The sequence below is a fragment of the Enterococcus sp. SMC-9 genome (assembly GCF_021011285.1).
Classification (GTDB): domain Bacteria; phylum Bacillota; class Bacilli; order Lactobacillales; family Enterococcaceae; genus Enterococcus_C; species Enterococcus_C montenegrensis.
Genome location: NZ_JAILYE010000001.1, coordinates 433,590 through 452,463, shown reverse-complemented (window position 1 = coordinate 452,463; position 18,874 = coordinate 433,590). Strand labels below are relative to the sequence as shown.

20 protein-coding genes are annotated in these 18,874 nt (G+C 37.3%); 18 read left to right on the top strand and 2 right to left on the bottom strand.

What is annotated here, in order from left to right; translation table 11 throughout:
- The first annotated feature begins 8 nt into the window (after positions 1–8).
- The 9 genes from K4422_RS02255 (at position 9) to recN (ending at position 7,858) form a co-directional block, all read left to right on the top strand.
- A complete protein-coding gene (locus K4422_RS02255) occupies positions 9–431 on the top strand; it encodes an Asp23/Gls24 family envelope stress response protein (RefSeq protein WP_206903866.1) in 423 nt (140 codons plus the stop codon).
- Positions 424–891, top strand: a complete 468-nt coding sequence (nusB, locus tag K4422_RS02250) for a transcription antitermination factor NusB (protein ID WP_206903867.1) — start codon at positions 424–426, stop codon at positions 889–891. Before K4422_RS02255 ends, nusB begins: the two co-directional genes overlap by 8 nt.
- Before the next feature lie 347 nt (positions 892–1,238).
- Positions 1,239–2,096 (top strand): bifunctional methylenetetrahydrofolate dehydrogenase/methenyltetrahydrofolate cyclohydrolase, encoded by an 858-nt coding sequence (locus K4422_RS02245; RefSeq protein WP_206903868.1) that lies wholly within the window; start codon positions 1,239–1,241, stop codon positions 2,094–2,096.
- Positions 2,097–3,449 (top strand): exodeoxyribonuclease VII large subunit, encoded by a 1,353-nt coding sequence (gene xseA / locus K4422_RS02240; protein WP_230708904.1) that lies wholly within the window; start codon positions 2,097–2,099, stop codon positions 3,447–3,449. It begins immediately after the preceding gene.
- 51 nt (positions 3,450–3,500) lie between these two features.
- The gene (locus K4422_RS02235) at positions 3,501–3,722 is read left to right on the top strand and encodes an exodeoxyribonuclease VII small subunit (protein ID WP_206903870.1); all 222 of its coding nucleotides are present in this window, start codon (positions 3,501–3,503) and stop codon (positions 3,720–3,722) included.
- Positions 3,719–4,615, top strand: a complete 897-nt coding sequence (locus K4422_RS02230) for a polyprenyl synthetase family protein (RefSeq protein WP_206903871.1) — start codon at positions 3,719–3,721, stop codon at positions 4,613–4,615. The genes K4422_RS02235 and K4422_RS02230 overlap by 4 nt, the downstream gene beginning before the upstream one ends.
- A gap of 1 nt (position 4,616) precedes the next feature.
- On the top strand, positions 4,617–5,432 hold the full coding sequence (locus K4422_RS02225) for a TlyA family RNA methyltransferase (RefSeq protein WP_230708903.1): 816 nt from the start codon (positions 4,617–4,619) through the stop codon (positions 5,430–5,432).
- Positions 5,433–5,713: 281 nt separating this feature from the next.
- Positions 5,714–6,163 (top strand): arginine repressor, encoded by a 450-nt coding sequence (gene argR / locus K4422_RS02220; protein ID WP_206903873.1) that lies wholly within the window; start codon positions 5,714–5,716, stop codon positions 6,161–6,163.
- Positions 6,164–6,181: 18 nt separating this feature from the next.
- Positions 6,182–7,858 carry a DNA repair protein RecN gene (gene recN, locus K4422_RS02215; protein ID WP_206903874.1) on the top strand — a complete coding sequence of 559 codons (1,677 nt, stop codon included), beginning with the start codon at positions 6,182–6,184 and terminating at the stop codon, positions 7,856–7,858.
- Positions 7,859–8,048: 190 nt separating this feature from the next.
- Here the strand turns inward: recN and K4422_RS02210 are convergent, their stop codons facing one another.
- Positions 8,049–8,165: a DUF4044 domain-containing protein gene (locus tag K4422_RS02210; protein ID WP_016172522.1), complete on the bottom strand. Its 117-nt coding sequence runs from the start codon at positions 8,163–8,165 to the stop codon at positions 8,049–8,051.
- A 78-nt stretch (positions 8,166–8,243) separates the two neighbouring features.
- Entirely contained in the window at positions 8,244–9,197 is a 954-nt protein-coding gene (locus tag K4422_RS02205; RefSeq protein WP_206903876.1) for a magnesium transporter CorA family protein, read from the bottom strand.
- Positions 9,198–9,370: 173 nt separating this feature from the next.
- Here K4422_RS02205 and K4422_RS02200 point away from each other — a divergent pair, with 173 nt between their 5' ends.
- The 9 genes from K4422_RS02200 (at position 9,371) to K4422_RS02160 (ending at position 18,795) form a co-directional block, all read left to right on the top strand.
- Entirely contained in the window at positions 9,371–9,739 is a 369-nt protein-coding gene (locus K4422_RS02200) for a DUF3397 domain-containing protein (RefSeq protein ID WP_206903877.1), read from the top strand.
- Between the two features lie 163 nt (positions 9,740–9,902).
- Positions 9,903–10,334, top strand: a complete 432-nt coding sequence (mraZ, locus tag K4422_RS02195) for a division/cell wall cluster transcriptional repressor MraZ (RefSeq protein WP_206903878.1) — start codon at positions 9,903–9,905, stop codon at positions 10,332–10,334.
- A gap of 14 nt (positions 10,335–10,348) precedes the next feature.
- Entirely contained in the window at positions 10,349–11,302 is a 954-nt protein-coding gene (rsmH, locus tag K4422_RS02190; RefSeq protein ID WP_230708902.1) for a 16S rRNA (cytosine(1402)-N(4))-methyltransferase RsmH, read from the top strand.
- A 14-nt stretch (positions 11,303–11,316) separates the two neighbouring features.
- Positions 11,317–11,727: a cell division protein FtsL gene (gene ftsL, locus K4422_RS02185; RefSeq protein ID WP_206903880.1), complete on the top strand. Its 411-nt coding sequence runs from the start codon at positions 11,317–11,319 to the stop codon at positions 11,725–11,727.
- Positions 11,728–13,932: a penicillin-binding transpeptidase domain-containing protein gene (locus K4422_RS02180; protein WP_230708901.1), complete on the top strand. Its 2,205-nt coding sequence runs from the start codon at positions 11,728–11,730 to the stop codon at positions 13,930–13,932. It begins immediately after the preceding gene.
- A 308-nt stretch (positions 13,933–14,240) separates the two neighbouring features.
- Positions 14,241–15,203, top strand: a complete 963-nt coding sequence (mraY, locus tag K4422_RS02175; protein ID WP_206903882.1) for a phospho-N-acetylmuramoyl-pentapeptide-transferase — start codon at positions 14,241–14,243, stop codon at positions 15,201–15,203.
- A gap of 12 nt (positions 15,204–15,215) precedes the next feature.
- Positions 15,216–16,580 (top strand): UDP-N-acetylmuramoyl-L-alanine--D-glutamate ligase, encoded by a 1,365-nt coding sequence (gene murD, locus K4422_RS02170; RefSeq protein ID WP_230708899.1) that lies wholly within the window; start codon positions 15,216–15,218, stop codon positions 16,578–16,580.
- Positions 16,581–16,595: 15 nt separating this feature from the next.
- On the top strand, positions 16,596–17,690 hold the full coding sequence (gene murG, locus K4422_RS02165; protein ID WP_230708897.1) for an undecaprenyldiphospho-muramoylpentapeptide beta-N-acetylglucosaminyltransferase: 1,095 nt from the start codon (positions 16,596–16,598) through the stop codon (positions 17,688–17,690).
- A gap of 10 nt (positions 17,691–17,700) precedes the next feature.
- A complete protein-coding gene (locus tag K4422_RS02160; protein WP_230708895.1) occupies positions 17,701–18,795 on the top strand; it encodes a cell division protein FtsQ/DivIB in 1,095 nt (364 codons plus the stop codon).
- Positions 18,796–18,874: the final 79 nt, after the last annotated feature.

The window sequence follows — 18,874 nt, the reverse complement described above, 5'->3', positions numbered from 1 at the left end:
ACGTCATTGTGGCTGACGAAAAGAATTTAGTATTAGATGCAAATCAAGATTTAGGAGAAATTGTAATCGCTCCTGAAGTGATTGAGATTATTATTGGGATTGCCGCTTCCAAGGTTGACGGTGTCTATGACATGCAAGGAAGCTTTACGAGTAATGTGACCCAACTATTAGGTCGTTCAAACCATGGTAAAGGTGTTTCTTTAACAATTGACGAGACCGGGATTAAGGTTGACCTTTACTGCTATATGAAGTATGGTGTTTCTGTGCCAAAAACAGCGATGGAAATTCAAGAACGAGTGAAACAACAAGTACTCTTTATGACAGATGTTGAATTAACTGAGGTAAACGTTCATGTTGTTGCTGTCGTACCAGAAAAAATTGAAACACCAGATTTAGATGAATTATTTGAAAATGAGGAAGAAAATGAGTAAAGAATTATCTCGTCACGAGATCCGAAAAATGGCCTTACAAGCTTTATTTCCCTTAGATTTTAACCAGGATTTAGACAAAAAAGATGCCATTATGCAAGCAATCGAATTAGAGCACCACGAAATGGTGGACGCAGAACAAGAAAATTTTGTTCCTGCATATTTAGATCAATTAGTAGTAGGTGTGTGTGAACATAAAGTAGCCTTAGATGAATTGATTCAAAAACATTTAAAAAAAGGTTGGAGTATTAAACGTCTTTCTAAAATGGATTTGTGTATTTTACGCATTGCCAGCTACGAAATGATGTATGAAAAAGATGTTCCCAACAAAGTGGCCTTAAACGAAGCCTTGGAACTGACCAAGACATTTAGCGATGATCAATCACGTAAATTCGTCAATGGGGTTTTATCCGCAATTAATACGGATTTGACTAAAGAAGTGGCCGATAAGGATAAACTGTAGTGAAGTAAATTAAGGCAGGTGAGAATCTTAAATGATTTTCACCTGTTTTTTTTAGTGATTAGAATTTTTTTAAGACACGAGGGAATCTGCTTTTTAGTCAATTTTATTGGTAGTTTACTTCAAAAATCAACTTTAGTGGCAATCTGTAAAGTATTTCAAAAATTAAGAGAGCATTTTAAAAATATTTTGCCTGAATTACTCAAAAGTTAAGTGAATTTGCCAAGCCTTTATATGCTGTGAGTTGATTTTATTTTTCAATGGTAAATTCTTACAAAATATCGCGGGAACTTTCACAATAAAACTCCCCTGTGCTAGAATAGGTCTAAATGAATGAAAGAGGCGATTGTGTGGCCCAATTATTAGATGGAAAAAAATTAGCAACAACGATGCAGGCAAAAATGAAAGTTGAAGTTCAAAAGATTAAAGAAAATGATGGAACTGCACCTGGTTTAGTCGTAATTTTAGTAGGCGAAGATGCTGCCAGCAAAATTTATGTTCGTAATAAAGAAACGGCAGCAGGTAAGATGGGAATTTATTCTAAAGTTGATCGACGGGCAGCTGATATTACTGAAAAAGAATTATTGGCTTTAATCGAAACTTATAATCAAGATCCACGTTTTCATGGAATCTTAGTCCAATTGCCGCTTCCTGCCCATATTGATGAAGAAAAAGTCATCATGGCCATTGACCCCAAAAAAGATGTGGATGGCTTTCATCCTTTAAACATTGGCCGTTTGTTTGCTGGAGATCCCTTGATGGTTCCATGTACCCCTTATGGAATTATGAAACTTTTAGCAGCTTACGATATTTCAGTAGCCGGGAAAAATGCGGTAGTGATTGGTCGTAGTAATATTGTTGGTAAACCAATGGCCCATCTTTTGTTACAGGAAAACGCGACAGTAACGATTACTCATTCCAAAACCAAAAATTTACCAGAAATTGCTAGACAAGCTGATATTTTAGTTGCAGCAGTAGGTGTCGGACATTTAGTGGATGAAAGTTATGTAAAAAAAGGTGCCGTCGTGGTCGATGTGGGCATGAATCGCGATGCAAATAATAAGTTGATCGGTGACGTTGATTTTGCTGCGGTGGAGCCGATTGCCGATTTTATTACGCCAGTTCCTGGTGGTGTAGGGCCTATGACGATTACGATGTTGTTGTATCAAACAATCAAAGCTTATAATATGCAGAAATCAGGTGTTTAAATGGCGCAGGAGTATTTAACAGTCACAGCATTAACCAAGTATTTGAAACGTAAATTTGATGCAGATCCGTATTTGGAAAAAGTGTACTTGACTGGTGAAATCTCAAATTTTCGCTTGCGACCTAATCATCAATATTTCTCATTAAAAGATGATGGAGCTAAAATTTCTGCGGTAATGTTTAAAGGCGCGTTTAGTAAACTAAAATTTCAGCCAGAAGAAGGAATGAAGGTTTTTATTGTAGGGCGTATTTCCCTTTATGAAGCAAGTGGAAATTATCAAATTTATGTTGAACAAATGGAACCTGATGGCGTCGGAGCTTTGTATCAAGCTTATGAACAATTAAAGGCAAAGCTGGAAAAAGAGGGCCTGTTTTTAGCGCCAAAGAAAGCTTTACCCAAATATCCTAAAAAAATTGCCGTTTTAACCAGTCCTAGTGGAGCCGTCATTCGTGATATTATGACGACTGTGAAAAGACGGTATCCGATTGCTGAGATTACGTTGTTTCCAACCGTGGTACAAGGAGATAAAGCAGCCGGAGATGTCGTAGCTAATATTGAACGTGTAGAAGCCAGTGGAGATTTTGATACGATGATTATTGGCCGCGGGGGTGGCTCGATTGAGGATTTGTGGCCATTCAATGAAGAAAAAGTTGCACGGGCAATTTTTGCAGCTAAAACGCCGATTATTTCTTCGGTGGGACATGAAACAGATACAACGATTGCCGATTTAGTAGCGGATGTGAGAGCGGCAACACCGACTGCCGCAGCCGAATTGGCGGTACCGGTGTTAAGTGATGAGATTTTAAAAATTAAAGAACGACAAACGCGACTAGAACAAGCCTTTATGCATCAACTAGCCTTGAAAAAGGAACGTTATGAACGTCTAAGTGCTTCGTATGTCTTGCGCCAGCCGGAACGATTGTATGAAGCTCAAGCGATTAAATTGGATCAGTTGACACAACGACTGCTGCAAAGTACGCAAAATCGTCTTTTTGAAGAAGAAAAAAAAGTTATGCAACTAGATCATAATTTGCGTCAATTTAATCCTAAAAATAAAGTAAATGAATTAATGCAACAACAAAACTATTTACAAGAACGTTTAGAAAAAAGTATTTATCACTTGTTACAACAAAAGCAACAAGTGTTTCAAAATACAGTGCAGTCTTTGGATTTATTAAGCCCGCTAAAAATTATGGGACGAGGCTATAGTTATACTACTAAAGACGATAGTGTGATTAAAAGTGTTATAGAAATTGTAGTGGACGATACATTAGTTGTTCACTATCAAGATGGTCTGGCCACAGCAAAAGTTAAAAGCATTGCTGAGACAGACAATAAGAAGATAAGCGAGTAAACTAAAAAAAGCTTGAATGTTAAAGCAGCGTCTTTATAAATGGAGGAAATAATGGCTAAACAAACATTTGAAGAATCATTGCAAGAATTAGAAGTTATTGTAAAGCAGCTAGAACAAGGAGATGTTCCTTTGGAAGAAGCTTTGACTGCTTTTAAAAAAGGGATTACATTGAGCAAGCAATGTCAAGAAACTTTAACCAAAGCCGAAGATGCACTAACAAAGATTATGCAAGAAAACGGTGAGACTGTTGTATTTGAAGAGGAAGAAAAATGAGTTTATTAACGACTTTTAAAAACAATCAGCTCCCATTGGTTGAAGCTGAAATGCGCAATTTTCTAAGGCAGCAGACAACAGATGAAACACTCCTTAAAAGTATGCTCTATTCAATTGATGCTGGGGGCAAAAGAATACGCCCGCTATTATTATTAGCCACGATTGCCGGTTTTGAAAAAGAAATTGATTTAGGTGCCTATCAGGTAAGTGCAGCACTAGAGTTGATTCACACCTACTCGTTAATTCATGACGATTTACCGGCGATGGATAATGATCAACTGCGGCGCGGTTTACCAACAAACCACATGAAATTTGGTGCCGGAATGGCGACTTTAGCAGGTGATGGGCTTTTGACTGAAGCATTTCACCTTTTAAGTCGAGCTGATTTAGACGGTGAATTGCGTTTATTATTAGTTCAAAATCTAGCCAAAGCTAGCGGCAGTTTTGGGATGGTTGCTGGTCAAGCGGCAGATGTGCAAGCCGAAGGAAAGCTATTAAATTTACAAGAAATGGCTTATATACACCAACGCAAAACAGGGGCCTTGTTTACGTTTGCTTTGACAGCTGGAGGTTTGTTGGCTCAACAAGAGGAAAGTGTCATCGCCTTATTAGCTATTTTAGCGGAGCATTTAGGACTAGCTTTTCAAATTCGCGATGATTTATTAGACGTAACTGCGACTACTGCCCAATTAGGTAAAAATGTCGGTCATGATGCCGCGTTAAATAAAAGTACCTATCCAGCTTTACTGGGGGTAGAAAAAAGCTATCAATTATTAGCAGCTGAATTAGCAGCATCCAAAGAATCTCTTAAAAAATTACAGGAAATTTCACTGGTGAAACCAGAGTTGTTGCTTATGTTAACAGAAGAATTAACCTTGGAGGCGAAGTTGTAAGATGAAAAAAGAACGTGTAGATGTTTTAGCACACCAACAAGGTTTATTTGAAACCAGAGAGCAAGCTAAAAGAGGTGTGATGGCAGGGTTAGTCTACTTAGCTAAAAATAGCGAACGCTTGGATAAACCCGGTGAAAAGATTGCAGAAGATGCCCTATTAGAACTAAAAGGCGCCAAATTACCCTATGTTTCTCGCGGCGGTTTAAAATTAGAGAAAGCTTTACAAGTTTTTGATTTGACGATGCAAGATAAAGTTTTGTTAGATATCGGCGCTTCTACAGGTGGCTTTACTGATGTGGCGTTGCAAAATGGTGCGAAGTTAAGCTATGCATTAGATGTCGGCTATAATCAATTGGCTTGGAAACTACGCCAAGATCCCCGGGTAGTCGTGATGGAACGCACGAATTTTCGTTATAGTAAACCGGATGATTTTATCGATGGCTTGCCACAAATTGCCACAATTGATGTCTCCTTTATTTCACTAAGTTTAATTTTACCTCCGTTAGCTAAAATTCTAGTGGACAACGGAGATGTCATGGCCCTTATCAAGCCTCAATTTGAAGCTGGAAAAGAAGCAGTAGGAAAACACGGAATTGTAAGAGATCCTAAGGTCCATCAAGCGGTATTGGAAAAGACGCTAAAAATGGCAGTAGCCAGCGGATTTTCTGTGGTTGGGCTAGACTATTCACCAATTAAAGGTGGCGAAGGAAACATTGAGTTTATCACCCACCTGAAAAAAAGTGAAGTTCCAGTGCTGGCTTCAGATATTGTCATTTCCGATGTGGTGGATAGAGCCCATCTGCAATTAAAACAATGAAAGTTTTAGCTCCATCATCCAAATAGTAATTGTATTTTAATTTTACAACGTTTCTCCTTGTGCTAAAGCGTTGTGAAAATAGCTAAAGTACAGCTACTATTTGGATTTTTTTTATTTTTAAAGAAAGTAACAGGGCAATTTTAGTTTTACTCCTACCTTTATTTATACGCAAAAATACGTTATTATTAATAAGAATTCAAAGTAAAATAATTTTTAGAAAAAGGCGTGTGAATTGATTTATTTGATTTACTGCGGCTTTATTTTATGTGAAGGAGCAAGCTATGAGAAAGAAAGAGCGTCATCGTTTGATTACCCGCTTGTTAACAGAAAAGAATATCCAAAAACAAGAAGACTTTGTTGATTTGTTAAAAAGTCGCGGTGTTGTGGTTACACAAGCAACGATTTCTCGTGATATAAAAGAATTAAAATTAATCAAAGTACCATCCCAAGAAGGTGGCTATCGTTATAGTCTACCAGCTGAAACAGCAGAAGATGTAGGCGCAAAATTAGAAAAAATGTTAAAAGATGCCTTTGTTTCTGTCGATCAGATGGAAAAATTTGTGGTGTTAAAAACATTACCCGGAAACGCGTCTGCTATCGCCAATTTAATTGAAAAAAGATTTCAAGATAATCTTTTTTCGGTGTTAAATGATGATGATACGGTTTTAATGATTACCAGGACGGAAACGGCAGCGCAAGATTTACGTCGGGAATTTTTACGCTTTTTATAAAAGCAGGAGTTGAGGCAGATGTTAGTAGAATTAGCGATTAAAAATTTTGCCATTATTTCCAGCCTACGACTGCAGTTTCATGAAGGAATGACTGCCTTAACCGGGGAAACAGGAGCAGGCAAGTCGATTATTATTGATGCGATGGGCCTTTTGTGTGGTAGTCGTGGATCGAGTGATTATATTCGTGAAGGCAGCAGTAAATGTAGTCTAGAAGGCTTATTTGAATTGCCTAAAGACAGTCAATTTAGTGAACTATTACAAGAATTAGGCATTGAAACAGAAGAGGAATTATTAATAGTGCAGCGGGACATTAGCCAAAGTGGTAAAAATATTTGTCGCGTGAACGGGCGCACATTGACGTTGGCTAATTTGCGCCGGATTGGGGCTTTTTTAGTTGATATTCAAGGGCAAAATGAACATCAAGAACTTTTGCAGCCGGAACGTCATTTGCATTTATTGGATCAATTCGGTGGTAAAAAATTTCATGGGTTATTGGAAAAGTATCAACGAGCCTATGAAAAATTTACCCATTTGAACCAGCAGATGCGTAAAATTCAAGCCAATGAACAGTCCTATGTACAAAGAGTGGATATGCTGCATTTTCAGCAAGATGAAATTGCCAGCGCAAATTTAGTACCAAACGAAGAAGAAGAATTAGCAGAAGAACGAGCAAAATTGGGTAACTATCAAAAAATTGTCGATAGTTTGGCCCAAAGTTATGCGCTTTTAACCAATGATGAAGCAAATAGTTTAGATGGAATCGGTGCAGCTTTAACGAGTATGCAAGATATTGCGCATTTGGATAGTGAATACGAAACAGTCAGTGAAAATTTACAATCTGCTTTTTATCTGTTACAAGATGCTGCTGGGGATATTTCCCGGCAATTAGATAGTTTATCCTTTGATGAAGGTCGCCTAGAAGAGGTTAACCAACGTTTGGAATTAATTCGCCAATTAAAACGTAAATATGGTGAAACTATTTCAGAAATTTTAGTTTACTATGATGAAATAAAAAAAGAATTGGCAGAATCGGCTTTTTCTGAAGGACAGTTGGAACAATTAGCAAAAGAGGTCAGTGCCCAAGAAGAAATTACTTGGCACTTAGCTGAAGAATTACACCAAGAGCGCAAAGAAATTGCTAGAAAACTTGCCAAAGCAATTGTAACCGAGTTAAAAGAACTCTATATGGAACACAGTCAATTTGAAGTACGGTTTAAAAATGGTAAAAAAGTACTCCATGAAAATGGGTTTGATGAAGTTGAATTTTATTTGACTACAAATCCGGGAGAACCGTTAAAACCATTAGTCAAAGTCGCGTCTGGTGGGGAATTATCGCGGATGTTGTTAGCATTAAAAACCATTTTTTCTCAAAGTCAGGGCATTACAAGTATTGTTTTTGATGAAGTTGATACTGGCGTGAGTGGCAGGGTCGCACAAGCTATTGCCGAGAAAATCGCTAAAATTGCTGAAAACTCACAAGTTCTATGTATTACCCACTTGCCACAAGTGGCCGCCATTGCCGATTATCAATATTACATTAAAAAAGAAATTAGCCATGGACGGACCCAAACGATCGTCTCTGAATTAGCCCCGAATAAACGGGTGAATGAAATCGCCCGTATGTTAGCAGGTTCAGAAGTGACAGATTTAACGCTGGAACACGCCAAAGAACTTTTAGCTATGGCAGGTCATTAAAGTGTAAAAAAGCCGTGGAATGTAAATGTTTTTCTGTGATTAGATTGAAATTAAAAAGTAAAACAGAATTACCACTAAGACAAAAAGACCATAAAATTCAAAAGATAGCGCTCAAACTTTTGGATTTTATGGTCTCTTTGTTTATAACTGGACAATTCGTCTCCAGTTTTTGTTTAATCAGTATTCATTTTTACATGACGCTTAAAATGGCAGTCAAAAAGACAGAACCAACCGTTAAAATTAGCATCGTCCAGATGACGATTTTAGTTACTTTACTAAAAGTGCTGCTTGATTTTTTTTCGTTCATAGAGGCCACCCTTACATAGATTCTTCTCTTGGAGTTTACTCTCTTTTGCGCCTTACTTCAAGTAAACTGGCAATAAATTCACAAAAGATTCTTCTTTTTTAAATATTTAATTGCTAAATAGCAAAGAAGGATCGTAGCACCAGTAATCAGTAAAAAAGCATTATCCGATTCGGCAAAAGGCAGTTTTACATTCATGCCATAGATACCACCTATAATAGTAGGAATTGTTAAAACGATCGTTAGAGAAGTCAAAATTTTCATCACGATATTCAAGTTGTTTGAAACAATGGCCGAAAAAGTTTCATTCATTTGACTAACGAGTTGTAAATTGATTTTAGCAGAGGTCATGGACTGCTTTGTTTCAACTAATATATCATGGAGATGATTATGATAAGCATGATGATCTTGAAACTCGGTTGTGCTGGCTAATTTAGTTAAGGTTTTAAAATTAGCTTTTGTAGCGGCTTCAAACAAAACCAGACTTTTTTGAATATCCATAAGTTGATAGAGGTGTTTATTTTCGGTGGAAACTTGGATTTGGCCTTCTAATTTGTCGACTTGCCGTTTTAAATCAGCGAGATTTTGATTATACGTTAATGCCAAATGCCATAAAATTTGTAAAACCAAGTTTAACTTGCTGCTCATATCATTTTTAGGTAACGGTTTTTCCAAAATAGCTTTAAAAAAAGGCATATGATAGTTGCAGACGGTAATCAGTTTTTTGTCAGGGGTGATAATTAAGGCTAAAGGGTAAGTATTAAATTGCAAATAACCACTAGGACTTGTTGAAACATAAGGAAACTGTAATAATAGCAACGCAGGAATTAAAAAGTTTTCTTGGTTAAGGCCTTCAGCACGCGCATTTTCTGCATCGTCTAAGACACTGGTTAAGTAATCTTTTGGCAATTCGTATTTTTTTGAAAGATGTTCGATTTCTTCATTGGTTGGTTTTTCAACATGAAGCCAAAGAGACTCTTTAATATCTTCTGTTACATTCAATTGATTATCTTTAAGAAAATAATGCGTAATCATGTAGTCACATCCTTTATGAAACATTATAATAGAAAAACGGTGTGATTTCTTTTGAAAGGGCATGAAAACTTAAGAAAAACTTAGGTGACTACAAGAACTTTTAAAAGAACTGTTACACGGATGTAAAGAAAATCAAGTATAGTTACCCTAGCGGTATGGAGAGGAAATGAAAAATGGAAAAGTTTACACCGTTATTAGCATTTTGGTACATTTTTCCGGTAATCGTTTTGGTTGCCTGTAACTTTTTAGTTACGACCTTTGCTTTAACGAAACGTTTCAAAATCAAAGCACCAGATTTGGCTGTTCCTTTTCTTTTTTTGGGAATCAACCAAGTATCACAAGCTACTTTTGCTTTTTCAGCATTACCGTATTTTATTATTGGTATGTTGGTTTTAGGGATTGGCTTGGCAATTTTCCACGCTTATTTTTATGGTGAACTGTCTTACGGACGTTACTTGAAAATGTTTTGGCGCTTGGTTTTTCTGTTAACAATGGTATTTTATATTTTTGTTATTGTGCTTAGCATCCTGCATTTTGTCTGATTTTCTAGCATTCAAAAGTGAAATGAATTTGTTATTGATTCTGTTGTCTTTCTTGGTGAATAAAAGTCAAAAAACTTCTCTGATTAGTATACATAATTGGTGGTAGAAAGTGGGGGATTGTGGTAGACTGTGTATATCAAGTGGTGACAGGGGGGCTTTTTCGATGTTTATGGGGGAATTTCAGCATTCAATCGATGCAAAAGGTCGTTTAATCGTCCCCGCGAAATTACGAGAAAAACTCGGCGAAAAGTTCATTGTCACAAGAGGACTTGATGGCTGTCTATTTGGTTATCCGATAGCAGAATGGGAAAAATTAGAAGAAAAGCTAAATGAAATGCCATTGGCTAAAAAAGATGCCCGTACCTTTGTCCGTTTTTTCTACTCCGCAGCAACCGAGTGTGAGATTGACAAACAAGGTCGGATTAATATTCCCCAGACTTTACGAAAACACGCCAGTTTGACGAAAAATTGTGTGATTACCGGCGTTAGTAACCGTATTGAAATTTGGGATGAAGCAAAATGGCAGGCTTTCTCAGAAGAAGCCGAAGAGAATTTTGACGAAATTGCCGAAACAATGATTGATTTTGGCTTATAGAAAGAGGAACTTAAATGGCGGAGTCGTTTCAACATTACACCGTGATGCTTAAAGAAACAGTTGATGGACTAAATATTAACCCAGACGGTATTTATGTTGATTGTACCTTAGGCGGAGCCGGTCATAGTCAATATTTATTATCCCAATTGAATGAAAAAGGTCATCTTTATGCCTTTGATCAAGATCAAAAAGCAATTGATCATGCAAAAGATTTTTTAAAAGACGCGATTGCAGCTGGAAAAGTAACCTTTATAAAAAGTAATTTCCGCAATTTAGCTGCCGCATTAAAAGAGCAAGGAATAAATCAAGTTGATGGAGTTTTATATGACTTAGGTGTTTCATCGCCACAACTTGATGAAGCGAGTCGAGGCTTTAGTTACCATCAGGATGCGCCTTTAGATATGCGGATGGATCAAACGGCAGATTTTTCTGCTTATGATTTAGTTAATACTTATGATTATCATGAGTTAGTCAAAATCTTTTATCGCTACGGCGAGGAAAAATTTTCTAAACAAGTGGCCCGTAAAATCGAACGCGCACGTCAAATTGCACCAATTGAAACTACCGGAGAATTGGTGGATTTAATTAAAGAGGCGATTCCTGCACCGGCAAGACGTAAGGGTGGTCATCCAGCGAAACGAATTTTCCAAGCGATTCGCATTGCAGTCAATGATGAGTTAGGTGCAATTGAAGAGTCTCTAGAACAAGCGATAGCACTTTTGAATGTTGGTGGTAGAGTGAGTGTGATTACCTTTCACTCGTTAGAAGATCGTTTGGTTAAAAATATTTTTAAAGAATACAGCAGTCCCAAAGATTTGCCACCAGGTTTACCAATCGTACCAGTGGAATATCAACCAGAATTAAAATTAATTAATCGCAAACCAATTGTTGCAACTACAAAAGAGCTTGATGAAAACAATCGCTCCCGTAGTGCAAAATTGCGAATTGCTGAAAGAATTAAAGAATAAAAAGGAGCGTCGAAATGGCAGAAGCGAAACGTGAATATCACTACGATATGAATCAAGCAGCACCACAAATTGAACAACCAAATCCGTCAGCGAAACCATCGACGCCACCTCGTCCTGAAATTATTCGCATCCCATCTTCACCCGCACGAAAATTAAAACGTATCAGTGGTTTGGAAAAAATTATTGGAATCTTTCTTTTGGCAGCAGTTATCGGATTAGCTGTTTTAACTGTCTATGTAAGGACTGATATCAGTCAATTAGAACGAGAAGTTTCCCAAATTGAAGCACAAACAACACAGCAAGCGGAAGAAAAAACGCGGCTAGAACAAGAAAAAAGCGAACTTTCGAAAACTGAGCGAATTAAAAAAATCGCAGAAAAAAAAGGACTTAAAATTAACGATGATAATTTAAGGAAAGTGAAGTAAATGCGTTTTAAACGAATTAGAAAGTATTTCCGCAAGAAAAATCAAAATCCAACGAACAACCGCAAAAAAGTAGGGATTATTCTCTTTGCTACGAGTATTGGGTTGTTCTTTTTGTTTGCCACTCGTTTGGGCTATTTAGTCGTAGTAGGAAACGTTGCTGGCACATCACTGGAGAAAAAGACAGCGGCATTATATGAAGGCAGCAAAGTAGTCAAGGCTAAAAGAGGAACGATTTACGACCGTAATGGTGTTGCAATTGCTGAAGACGCTACCTCTTATTCTTTAAAAGCTATTTTGTCAAAAAATTACAAAACCGGGGATAAAAAACTGTATGTCCAAAGTAAGGACTACGAAAAAGTTGCTACTATTTTGCATGATGTTTTAGGCTTAGATGAAAAAGAAGTCATAGATCGCCTTAAAGACGGTGCCAAAAATGAACTGTATCAAGTGGAGTTTTCCGGTAAGGGAAAAAATATAACTTTAGAGAAAAAGAAAAAAATCGAAAAAGCGATGGAAGATGCAGGACTTTCGGGATTAGACTTTGATGAACATCCCAATCGTATTTATCCTAATGGTACATTTGCATCTCATTTTATTGGTTATGCCGAGCCTGAAGTAGATGACAAAGGAATTGATAAAGGCTTAGTTGGCAAGATGGGATTGGAGGCTGCTTATAACGATATTTTAAGCGGGACAGATGGCAAAATTGTTTATCAAAAAGATAACTACCAAAACCCATTGCCAGGAACCGTTGCTCAAAAAAAAGCAGCCAAAGATGGTCAAGATATTTACACAACACTTGATAGTGGATTGCAAACTTATTTAGAATCCTTAATGGACACTGCTGTTAAAAAATACAAACCAGAAGATGCGACTGCTGTCTTGATGGAAGCTAAGACTGGCGAAATATTGGCCATGACACAACGTCCAACTTTTAACCCTGAAACAAAAAAAGAATTTTCTGATAAAAACTTCAATTGGATGAACCTGTTAGTTGAAGATCGCTACGAACCGGGTTCAACGATGAAAGTAATGACTACCGCAGCGGCAATTGAGTCCGGTGTCTTTAATGAAAACGAGACGTTTACTTCTGGTGAAATTAAAATTGCTGATGCTACAATTAACGACTGGGATTACCAAGAGCAACGCCGAACTTTGAATATGCGACAAGCGCTATCTTGGTCAAGTAATGTTGGAATGGTAAAACTCGAGCAAAAAATGGGAGATACTTGGCAACAGTATTTGAAGAAATTTGGGTTTGGTCAAAGTACTTACTCCGGTTTGCCGGGGGAAAATAGTGGTATTTTACCAACTAATAATATTGTGGATAAAGCCATGAGCTCATTTGGTCAAGGGGTTGGAGTAACGAATTTTCAAATGATGCGGGCATTTTCTGCAATTGCCAACAATGGTAAAATGTTAGAGCCACATTACATTAGTAAAGTTGTTAACAGTCAAAATGGCACAGAACGTGTAACCGAACCTGAAGTGGTGGGCAATCCTGTTAGTGCACAAACAACGGCAAAAGTACGCGAATATATGCGAGATGTAGTGGAAAGCAAAGACTATGGCAGTGCTTATAACGTGTATCATGTTCCAGGCTATAAAATCGCTGCTAAAACCGGTACTGCCCAAATTGCGGATGAAAAAAACGGCGGCTATTATCAAGGGGATACAGCTTATTTGTATTCTATTGTTGAAATGGTACCTGCAGAAGATCCAGAGTATGTGTTGTACATGACGATGAAGATGCCTGAACATTGGGAACAAAAAGCTTTAGGCGACATTGGGAATTCATTATTAAAACGTGCGATGGAATTTAAAGATGAACAGACAGATCCCGCTAGTGAGAATACAGAAAAAATTGAAATTGCCGACTATCGTAATTTAGGAACAGACTCTGCTGCAGCTGATGCCAGCAAAAATGGTTTAGTTCCTGTCGTGCTTGGCACAGGTAGCAAAATTAAAGAACAAGGAACTTCCCATGGAACAAAAGTATTAGCCGGAGAAAAATTATTGCTGCTAACGACTGGTTCAGAATATTATATGCCAGACGTAACGAGTTGGTCTAAAGCTGACTTAGTTAAATTAGGCGACTTGTTGGGGGTAAAAGTCACTTTTAAAGGCGATGGCTACTGCACAGCACAAAGCCTGGCTCCTTACGAACGCATCGGTGATAAGGCAATAGAATTCACCATGGAATAATTTTTCTAAGCGATTTCTGCTGTAGAAAAATGATATACGCAGTGAAAATAGAACTCATTTTTTAGAAAAAATGAATACATTAAAAAGAACTAGGATGTCAGTTTTTCTAAGCGATTTCTGCTGTAGAAAAATGATATACGCAGTGAAAATAAAACTCATTTTTTAGAAAAAAATGAATACATTAAAAAGAACTAGGATGTCAGTTTTTTTAAGTGATTTCTGCTGTAGAAAAATGATATGCGCAGTGAAAATAAAACTCATTTTTTAGAAAAAATGAATACATTAAAATGAACTAGGAGAATTAAAAAATGGAATGGACAAAGATGATTTTACCGATTGTGAGTAGTTTTGCGATGACCTATGCCGTCATGCCACTTTTTATTGGCTATTTTAGAGTCAAACAATTTGGACAAGAAATTCGTGATGAAGGACCAATGTGGCATAATGCTAAGGCTGGTACACCAACAATGGGTGGCGTTGTCTTTTTAATTGCCTCGGTTTTAACAGGCCTTTGGGTAGGTGCGTGGCAAAATTTACTAACACCATCGTTGTTCATTCTTTTATTTATTCTATTTTTATATGGTTTATTGGGTTTTTTAGATGATTTTATTAAAATCTTTAAAAAACGCAATATGGGGTTGAATTCTCTACAAAAATTAATTGGTCAAATTTTAGGCGCAATTATTTTTTATGTTGTTTTTTTACATGAGGGAAATGCGAACACATTAAATATTTTTGGTTTAGAAGTTAACTTAGGAATTATTTATGGGCTTTTTGTCATTTTCTGGTTAGTTGGTTTTTCCAATGCTGTTAATCTAACGGACGGTATTGACGGATTGGTATCCGGATTGGGGGTTATTTCCTTTGCAACTTATGGTATGATAGCTTGGAAGCAAAACCAATTTGATGTCTTGATCATCTGTTTAAGTGTGATTGGTGGACTATTGGGTTTTTTCCCTTACAACCACAAACCAGCAAAGATTTTTATGGGAGATGTAGGATCGCTTGCCCTTGGCGGTTTGCTTGCGGCAACATCAATCCTTTTACATCAAGAGTGGACGTTGTTATTGGTTGGTTTAATTTATGTGATTGAAACAGCCAGTGTTATGTTACAAGTCACTTCCTTTAAATTAACCGGTAAACGCCTGTTTAAAATGTCACCTATCCATCATCATTTTGAGATGAGCGGTTGGACTGAATGGAAAATCGATCTGGTTTTTTGGGGGATCGCGGTAGTCTGTTCTGCACTTACGCTTTTGATTATTTGGTAGGAGATGGAAAAAATGAAGCAAATTAATGAATATCAAAATAAAAAAGTTCTTGTGCTGGGATTAGCAAAGAGTGGATTCAGTGCGGCCAAATTGTTACATGATTTGGGCGCACTTGTTACCGTTAACGACGGTAAACCCTTTGAAGAAAACCCGGAGGCACAAGATCTTTTAGCGTTAGGGGTAAAAGTTGTTACGGGAAGTCATCCAATTGAATTGTTAGATGAAGATTTTGCCTTGATGGTGAAAAATCCGGGGATACCTTATAGCCAGCCGTTAGTTAAAAAGGCTTTAGAAAAAGGTCTGCCAATTATTACAGAAGTTGAGTTAGCTTATAAAATTGCTGAATGTCCGCTAATTGGGATTACAGGGACAAATGGTAAAACGACCACGACTACTATGATTGGTAAAATTTTAAATGCGGGTATGCGGGAAGGTAAAGCGCTACTAGCCGGCAACATTGGCTATCCTGCTAGTACAGTCGCCCAACATGCGCAAAAAAAAGACGTTATGGTGACCGAACTATCAAGTTTTCAATTGATGGGAATTCAGACTTTTCATCCTGAAATTGCGGTTATCACCAATATTTTTTCGGCACATTTGGATTATCATGGTTCACAAGCTGAATACGAAAAAGCCAAATGGCATATCCAAGAAAATATGACGCCAAATGATCACCTAATTTTAAATTGGGATCAAGCAGTATTACAAAATTTAGCGAAAAAAACCAAGGCAGAAGTTATTCCCTTTTCTAGCACACAAGTTGTTTTTGGTACCTATCAAAAAGCCGGTAAGCTGTACTTTAAAGATGAATTTATCATGGATTCAGACACATTAGGTGTTCCCGGAAATCATAATGTGGAAAATGCCCTGGCCGCAATTGCAGTAGCAAAACTTAAAGGCATTTCAAATGAAGATATCAAAGAAACACTACAAAGTTTCAGTGGTGTGCCGCATCGAACACAATTTGTCGGTACTGTTAATGAACGACGCTTTTTTAATGATTCCAAGGCTACCAATATTTTAGCTACTGAAATGGCTTTAAGTGGTTTTGACCATGAAAAATTAATTTTATTAGCAGGTGGATTAGATCGTGGTAATAGTTTTGATGAATTGGTTCCATCTTTAGTCGGTCTGAAGGCTGTAATTGTTTTTGGTGAAACCAAAGATAAGCTCGCGCAAGCCGCACGAGATGCAAAAGTACCGCGGGTTGAATTTAGTGAAAATGCTGAAACCGCAGTTGAAAAAGCCTATGGAATTAGTGAAGTTGGCGATACGATTTTATTATCTCCGGCAAATGCTAGCTGGGATCAGTACAAAAACTTTGAAATTAGAGGAGATCGCTTTATTGCGGCGGTCAATAACTTGAATAAACAATAGAAATGAGCGAAGCACGTGAAAATACTAGTAACCGGTGGCGGAACAGGGGGACATATCTACCCAGCCTTAGCCTTTGTGAATTATGTTAAACAACAAGAACCGGCTTCTGAGTTTATGTATGTTGGTGGAAAAAAAGGATTAGAAAATAAAATTCTACCAAAAACGGATATTCCTTTTAAAACGTTAGAAATACAAGGATTTAAGCGCAAGTTGTCTTTTGATAATGTTAAAACTCTGCAACTTTTTTTTAAGAGCATCAAAGAAGCAAAACAAATTTTAAAAAACTTTAAACCTGATGTTGTAATTGGAACAGGAGGCTATGTTTCTGGTGCGGTAGTTTATGCTGCTGCCAAGATGAAGATTCCCACAATTGTTCACGAACAAAACAGTATTCCAGGGATAACCAATAAATTTTTAAGTCGTTATGCGACAAAAATTGGGATTTGTTTTAAAGATGCTGCCCAGTTTTTTCCTGCAGAAAAAACGGTATTGGTAGGGAATCCTCGTGCCAGTGAAGTTAGCAATACGCAAAAATCGGATATTTTAACAACGTTTGGTCTAGCAAAAGAAAAGCCTACTGTTTTAATTTTTGGTGGTAGTCAAGGGGCATTAAAAATCAATCAAGCTGTCACAGCTGCGCTCCCGATTTTTGCTAGTCGAGATTATCAGGTTTTATACGCTTCTGGTGAACGCTACTTTAATGAAATTAAAGATGCAGCAAAGATTGATTTAAGCCAGTTGACAAATGTCAGGGTTGCCCCCTATATTGATAAAATGGCAGCAGTGATGGTTTGCTGTGACTTATTGGTGGGACGTGCTGGTGCAACATCTATTGCCGAATTTACGGCTTTAGGCTTGCCAGCAGTTTTAGTTCCAAGTCCTTACGTGACCGCAGATCATCAAACAAAAAATGCGCAAAGCTTAGTCGATGCTAAGGCAGCACTAATGATTAAAGATGATGCGCTAACAGCTGAAACATTAGTTCGTGCTGTTGACGAAATTATGCAAGATCAAGTAAAACGCCAACAGATGGCTAAGGCCTCTAAGGCTGAGGGAATTCCAGATGCTAGTGAGCGTTTATATCAATTAGTTAAAGCAATTACAGTGTAAGTTAAAGGTGGTGACGCATATCAGTAAAAAAGACCAGTCCAAGCAAAAAGGTGAGAATTCTGATGTTCATGCAGTGGATCTGACGCCCTGGCAAAAGGCCAACTTGGAGTATCGGAAAAAAAATGGTCAAGATGCGCCGTGGTCGCCAACAGTCATTGATGGGCAAGAAAAAGAAGAAGTGCAGTTACCCGAAAATGCGAGCGACTTACCAGCTGAGGGAGGATCGTTAAATCCTAATGGTTCTTTTGCCGATCGGCTGCCAAAATTGAAATATGAGCGCAATTCGGTTCTTTATCGCCGCTTAGCAATTATCATCACGCTGTTTTTGATTCCGTTGTTATTTGCTCTTTATTATGTTTCACCATTAAGTAAATTATCCGCACTTCATGTGGTGAAAAATGATGCCGTCTCAAAGGCTGCTGTGACAAAAGCGGCAGACTTTAAACTAAGTCAAGGCCTGTGGTCGCAATATTTTCAGCGTAGTAGTAATGAAGAGAAGATAAAAAAAGCACTACCACGTGTTAAAAATGTGGCAATCTCAATTGAACATTTCAACGAATTTAAACTAGCGATTACCGAATATCAAGAAGTGGCTATTTTAGAAAAAGGCGACAGTTATGCCCCTGTCATTGAAAATGGGAAAGTGTTAGCAGAGACAGTCAAAGAACCAGCTAAAAACTTACCAATTTTAGAAGATTTTAAATCGCAAAAACGAATTCTAGCTGTTTTAACGCAATATCAAAAACTTTCCCAAGAATTACGTTCTAGAGTGTCACAAATTAAATACACGCCAACTAGCGCTAATCAAGAACTGCTAAATCTATTAATGAATGATGGCAATACGGTGATTATTAATATCTCGAATTTAGCAGAACAATTAAAATACTATCCTCAAGTTGCTAAAGAATTAAAAGGCAAAGGGGTAGTGGATATGGAAGTGGGGATTTTCACTTATCCTTATCCCAAAGAAGAAAAAAAAGCTACTACAAAAACCAATGAAACAACAACCGCAAATGATACTACCAATCAAAATGAAACTAATGAAAATACAGCAGAAAATGAAAGCCAAAGTGAAACAAATAATAACAGTCAAATAGGGCAATAAAAATTTCAAATATTTTTCATAACGTATTTCTAAAAAGTCGATTTTTGTGGTATTATTGTTAGCAGTGAACAAAATATTA

What these genes read in the sequence shown, in the direction of transcription:
- K4422_RS02200 (WP_206903877.1), top strand. Translation starts at nt 9,371, where the DNA reads ATGGAAAAGTTTACACCGTTATTAGCATTTTGGTACATTTTTCCGGTA.
- K4422_RS02225 (WP_230708903.1), top strand. Translation starts at nt 4,617, where the DNA reads ATGAAAAAAGAACGTGTAGATGTTTTAGCACACCAACAAGGTTTATTT.
- mraZ (WP_206903878.1), top strand. Translation starts at nt 9,903, where the DNA reads ATGTTTATGGGGGAATTTCAGCATTCAATCGATGCAAAAGGTCGTTTA.
- mraY (WP_206903882.1), top strand. Translation starts at nt 14,241, where the DNA reads ATGGAATGGACAAAGATGATTTTACCGATTGTGAGTAGTTTTGCGATG.
- xseA (WP_230708904.1), top strand. Translation starts at nt 2,097, where the DNA reads ATGGCGCAGGAGTATTTAACAGTCACAGCATTAACCAAGTATTTGAAA.
- K4422_RS02235 (WP_206903870.1), top strand. Translation starts at nt 3,501, where the DNA reads ATGGCTAAACAAACATTTGAAGAATCATTGCAAGAATTAGAAGTTATT.
- argR (WP_206903873.1), top strand. Translation starts at nt 5,714, where the DNA reads ATGAGAAAGAAAGAGCGTCATCGTTTGATTACCCGCTTGTTAACAGAA.
- recN (WP_206903874.1), top strand. Translation starts at nt 6,182, where the DNA reads ATGTTAGTAGAATTAGCGATTAAAAATTTTGCCATTATTTCCAGCCTA.
- K4422_RS02210 (WP_016172522.1), bottom strand. Translation starts at nt 8,165, where the DNA reads ATGAACGAAAAAAAATCAAGCAGCACTTTTAGTAAAGTAACTAAAATC.
- murD (WP_230708899.1), top strand. Translation starts at nt 15,216, where the DNA reads ATGAAGCAAATTAATGAATATCAAAATAAAAAAGTTCTTGTGCTGGGA.
- ftsL (WP_206903880.1), top strand. Translation starts at nt 11,317, where the DNA reads ATGGCAGAAGCGAAACGTGAATATCACTACGATATGAATCAAGCAGCA.
- nusB (WP_206903867.1), top strand. Translation starts at nt 424, where the DNA reads ATGAGTAAAGAATTATCTCGTCACGAGATCCGAAAAATGGCCTTACAA.
- rsmH (WP_230708902.1), top strand. Translation starts at nt 10,349, where the DNA reads ATGGCGGAGTCGTTTCAACATTACACCGTGATGCTTAAAGAAACAGTT.
- K4422_RS02205 (WP_206903876.1), bottom strand. Translation starts at nt 9,197, where the DNA reads ATGATTACGCATTATTTTCTTAAAGATAATCAATTGAATGTAACAGAA.
- K4422_RS02180 (WP_230708901.1), top strand. Translation starts at nt 11,728, where the DNA reads ATGCGTTTTAAACGAATTAGAAAGTATTTCCGCAAGAAAAATCAAAAT.
- K4422_RS02230 (WP_206903871.1), top strand. Translation starts at nt 3,719, where the DNA reads ATGAGTTTATTAACGACTTTTAAAAACAATCAGCTCCCATTGGTTGAA.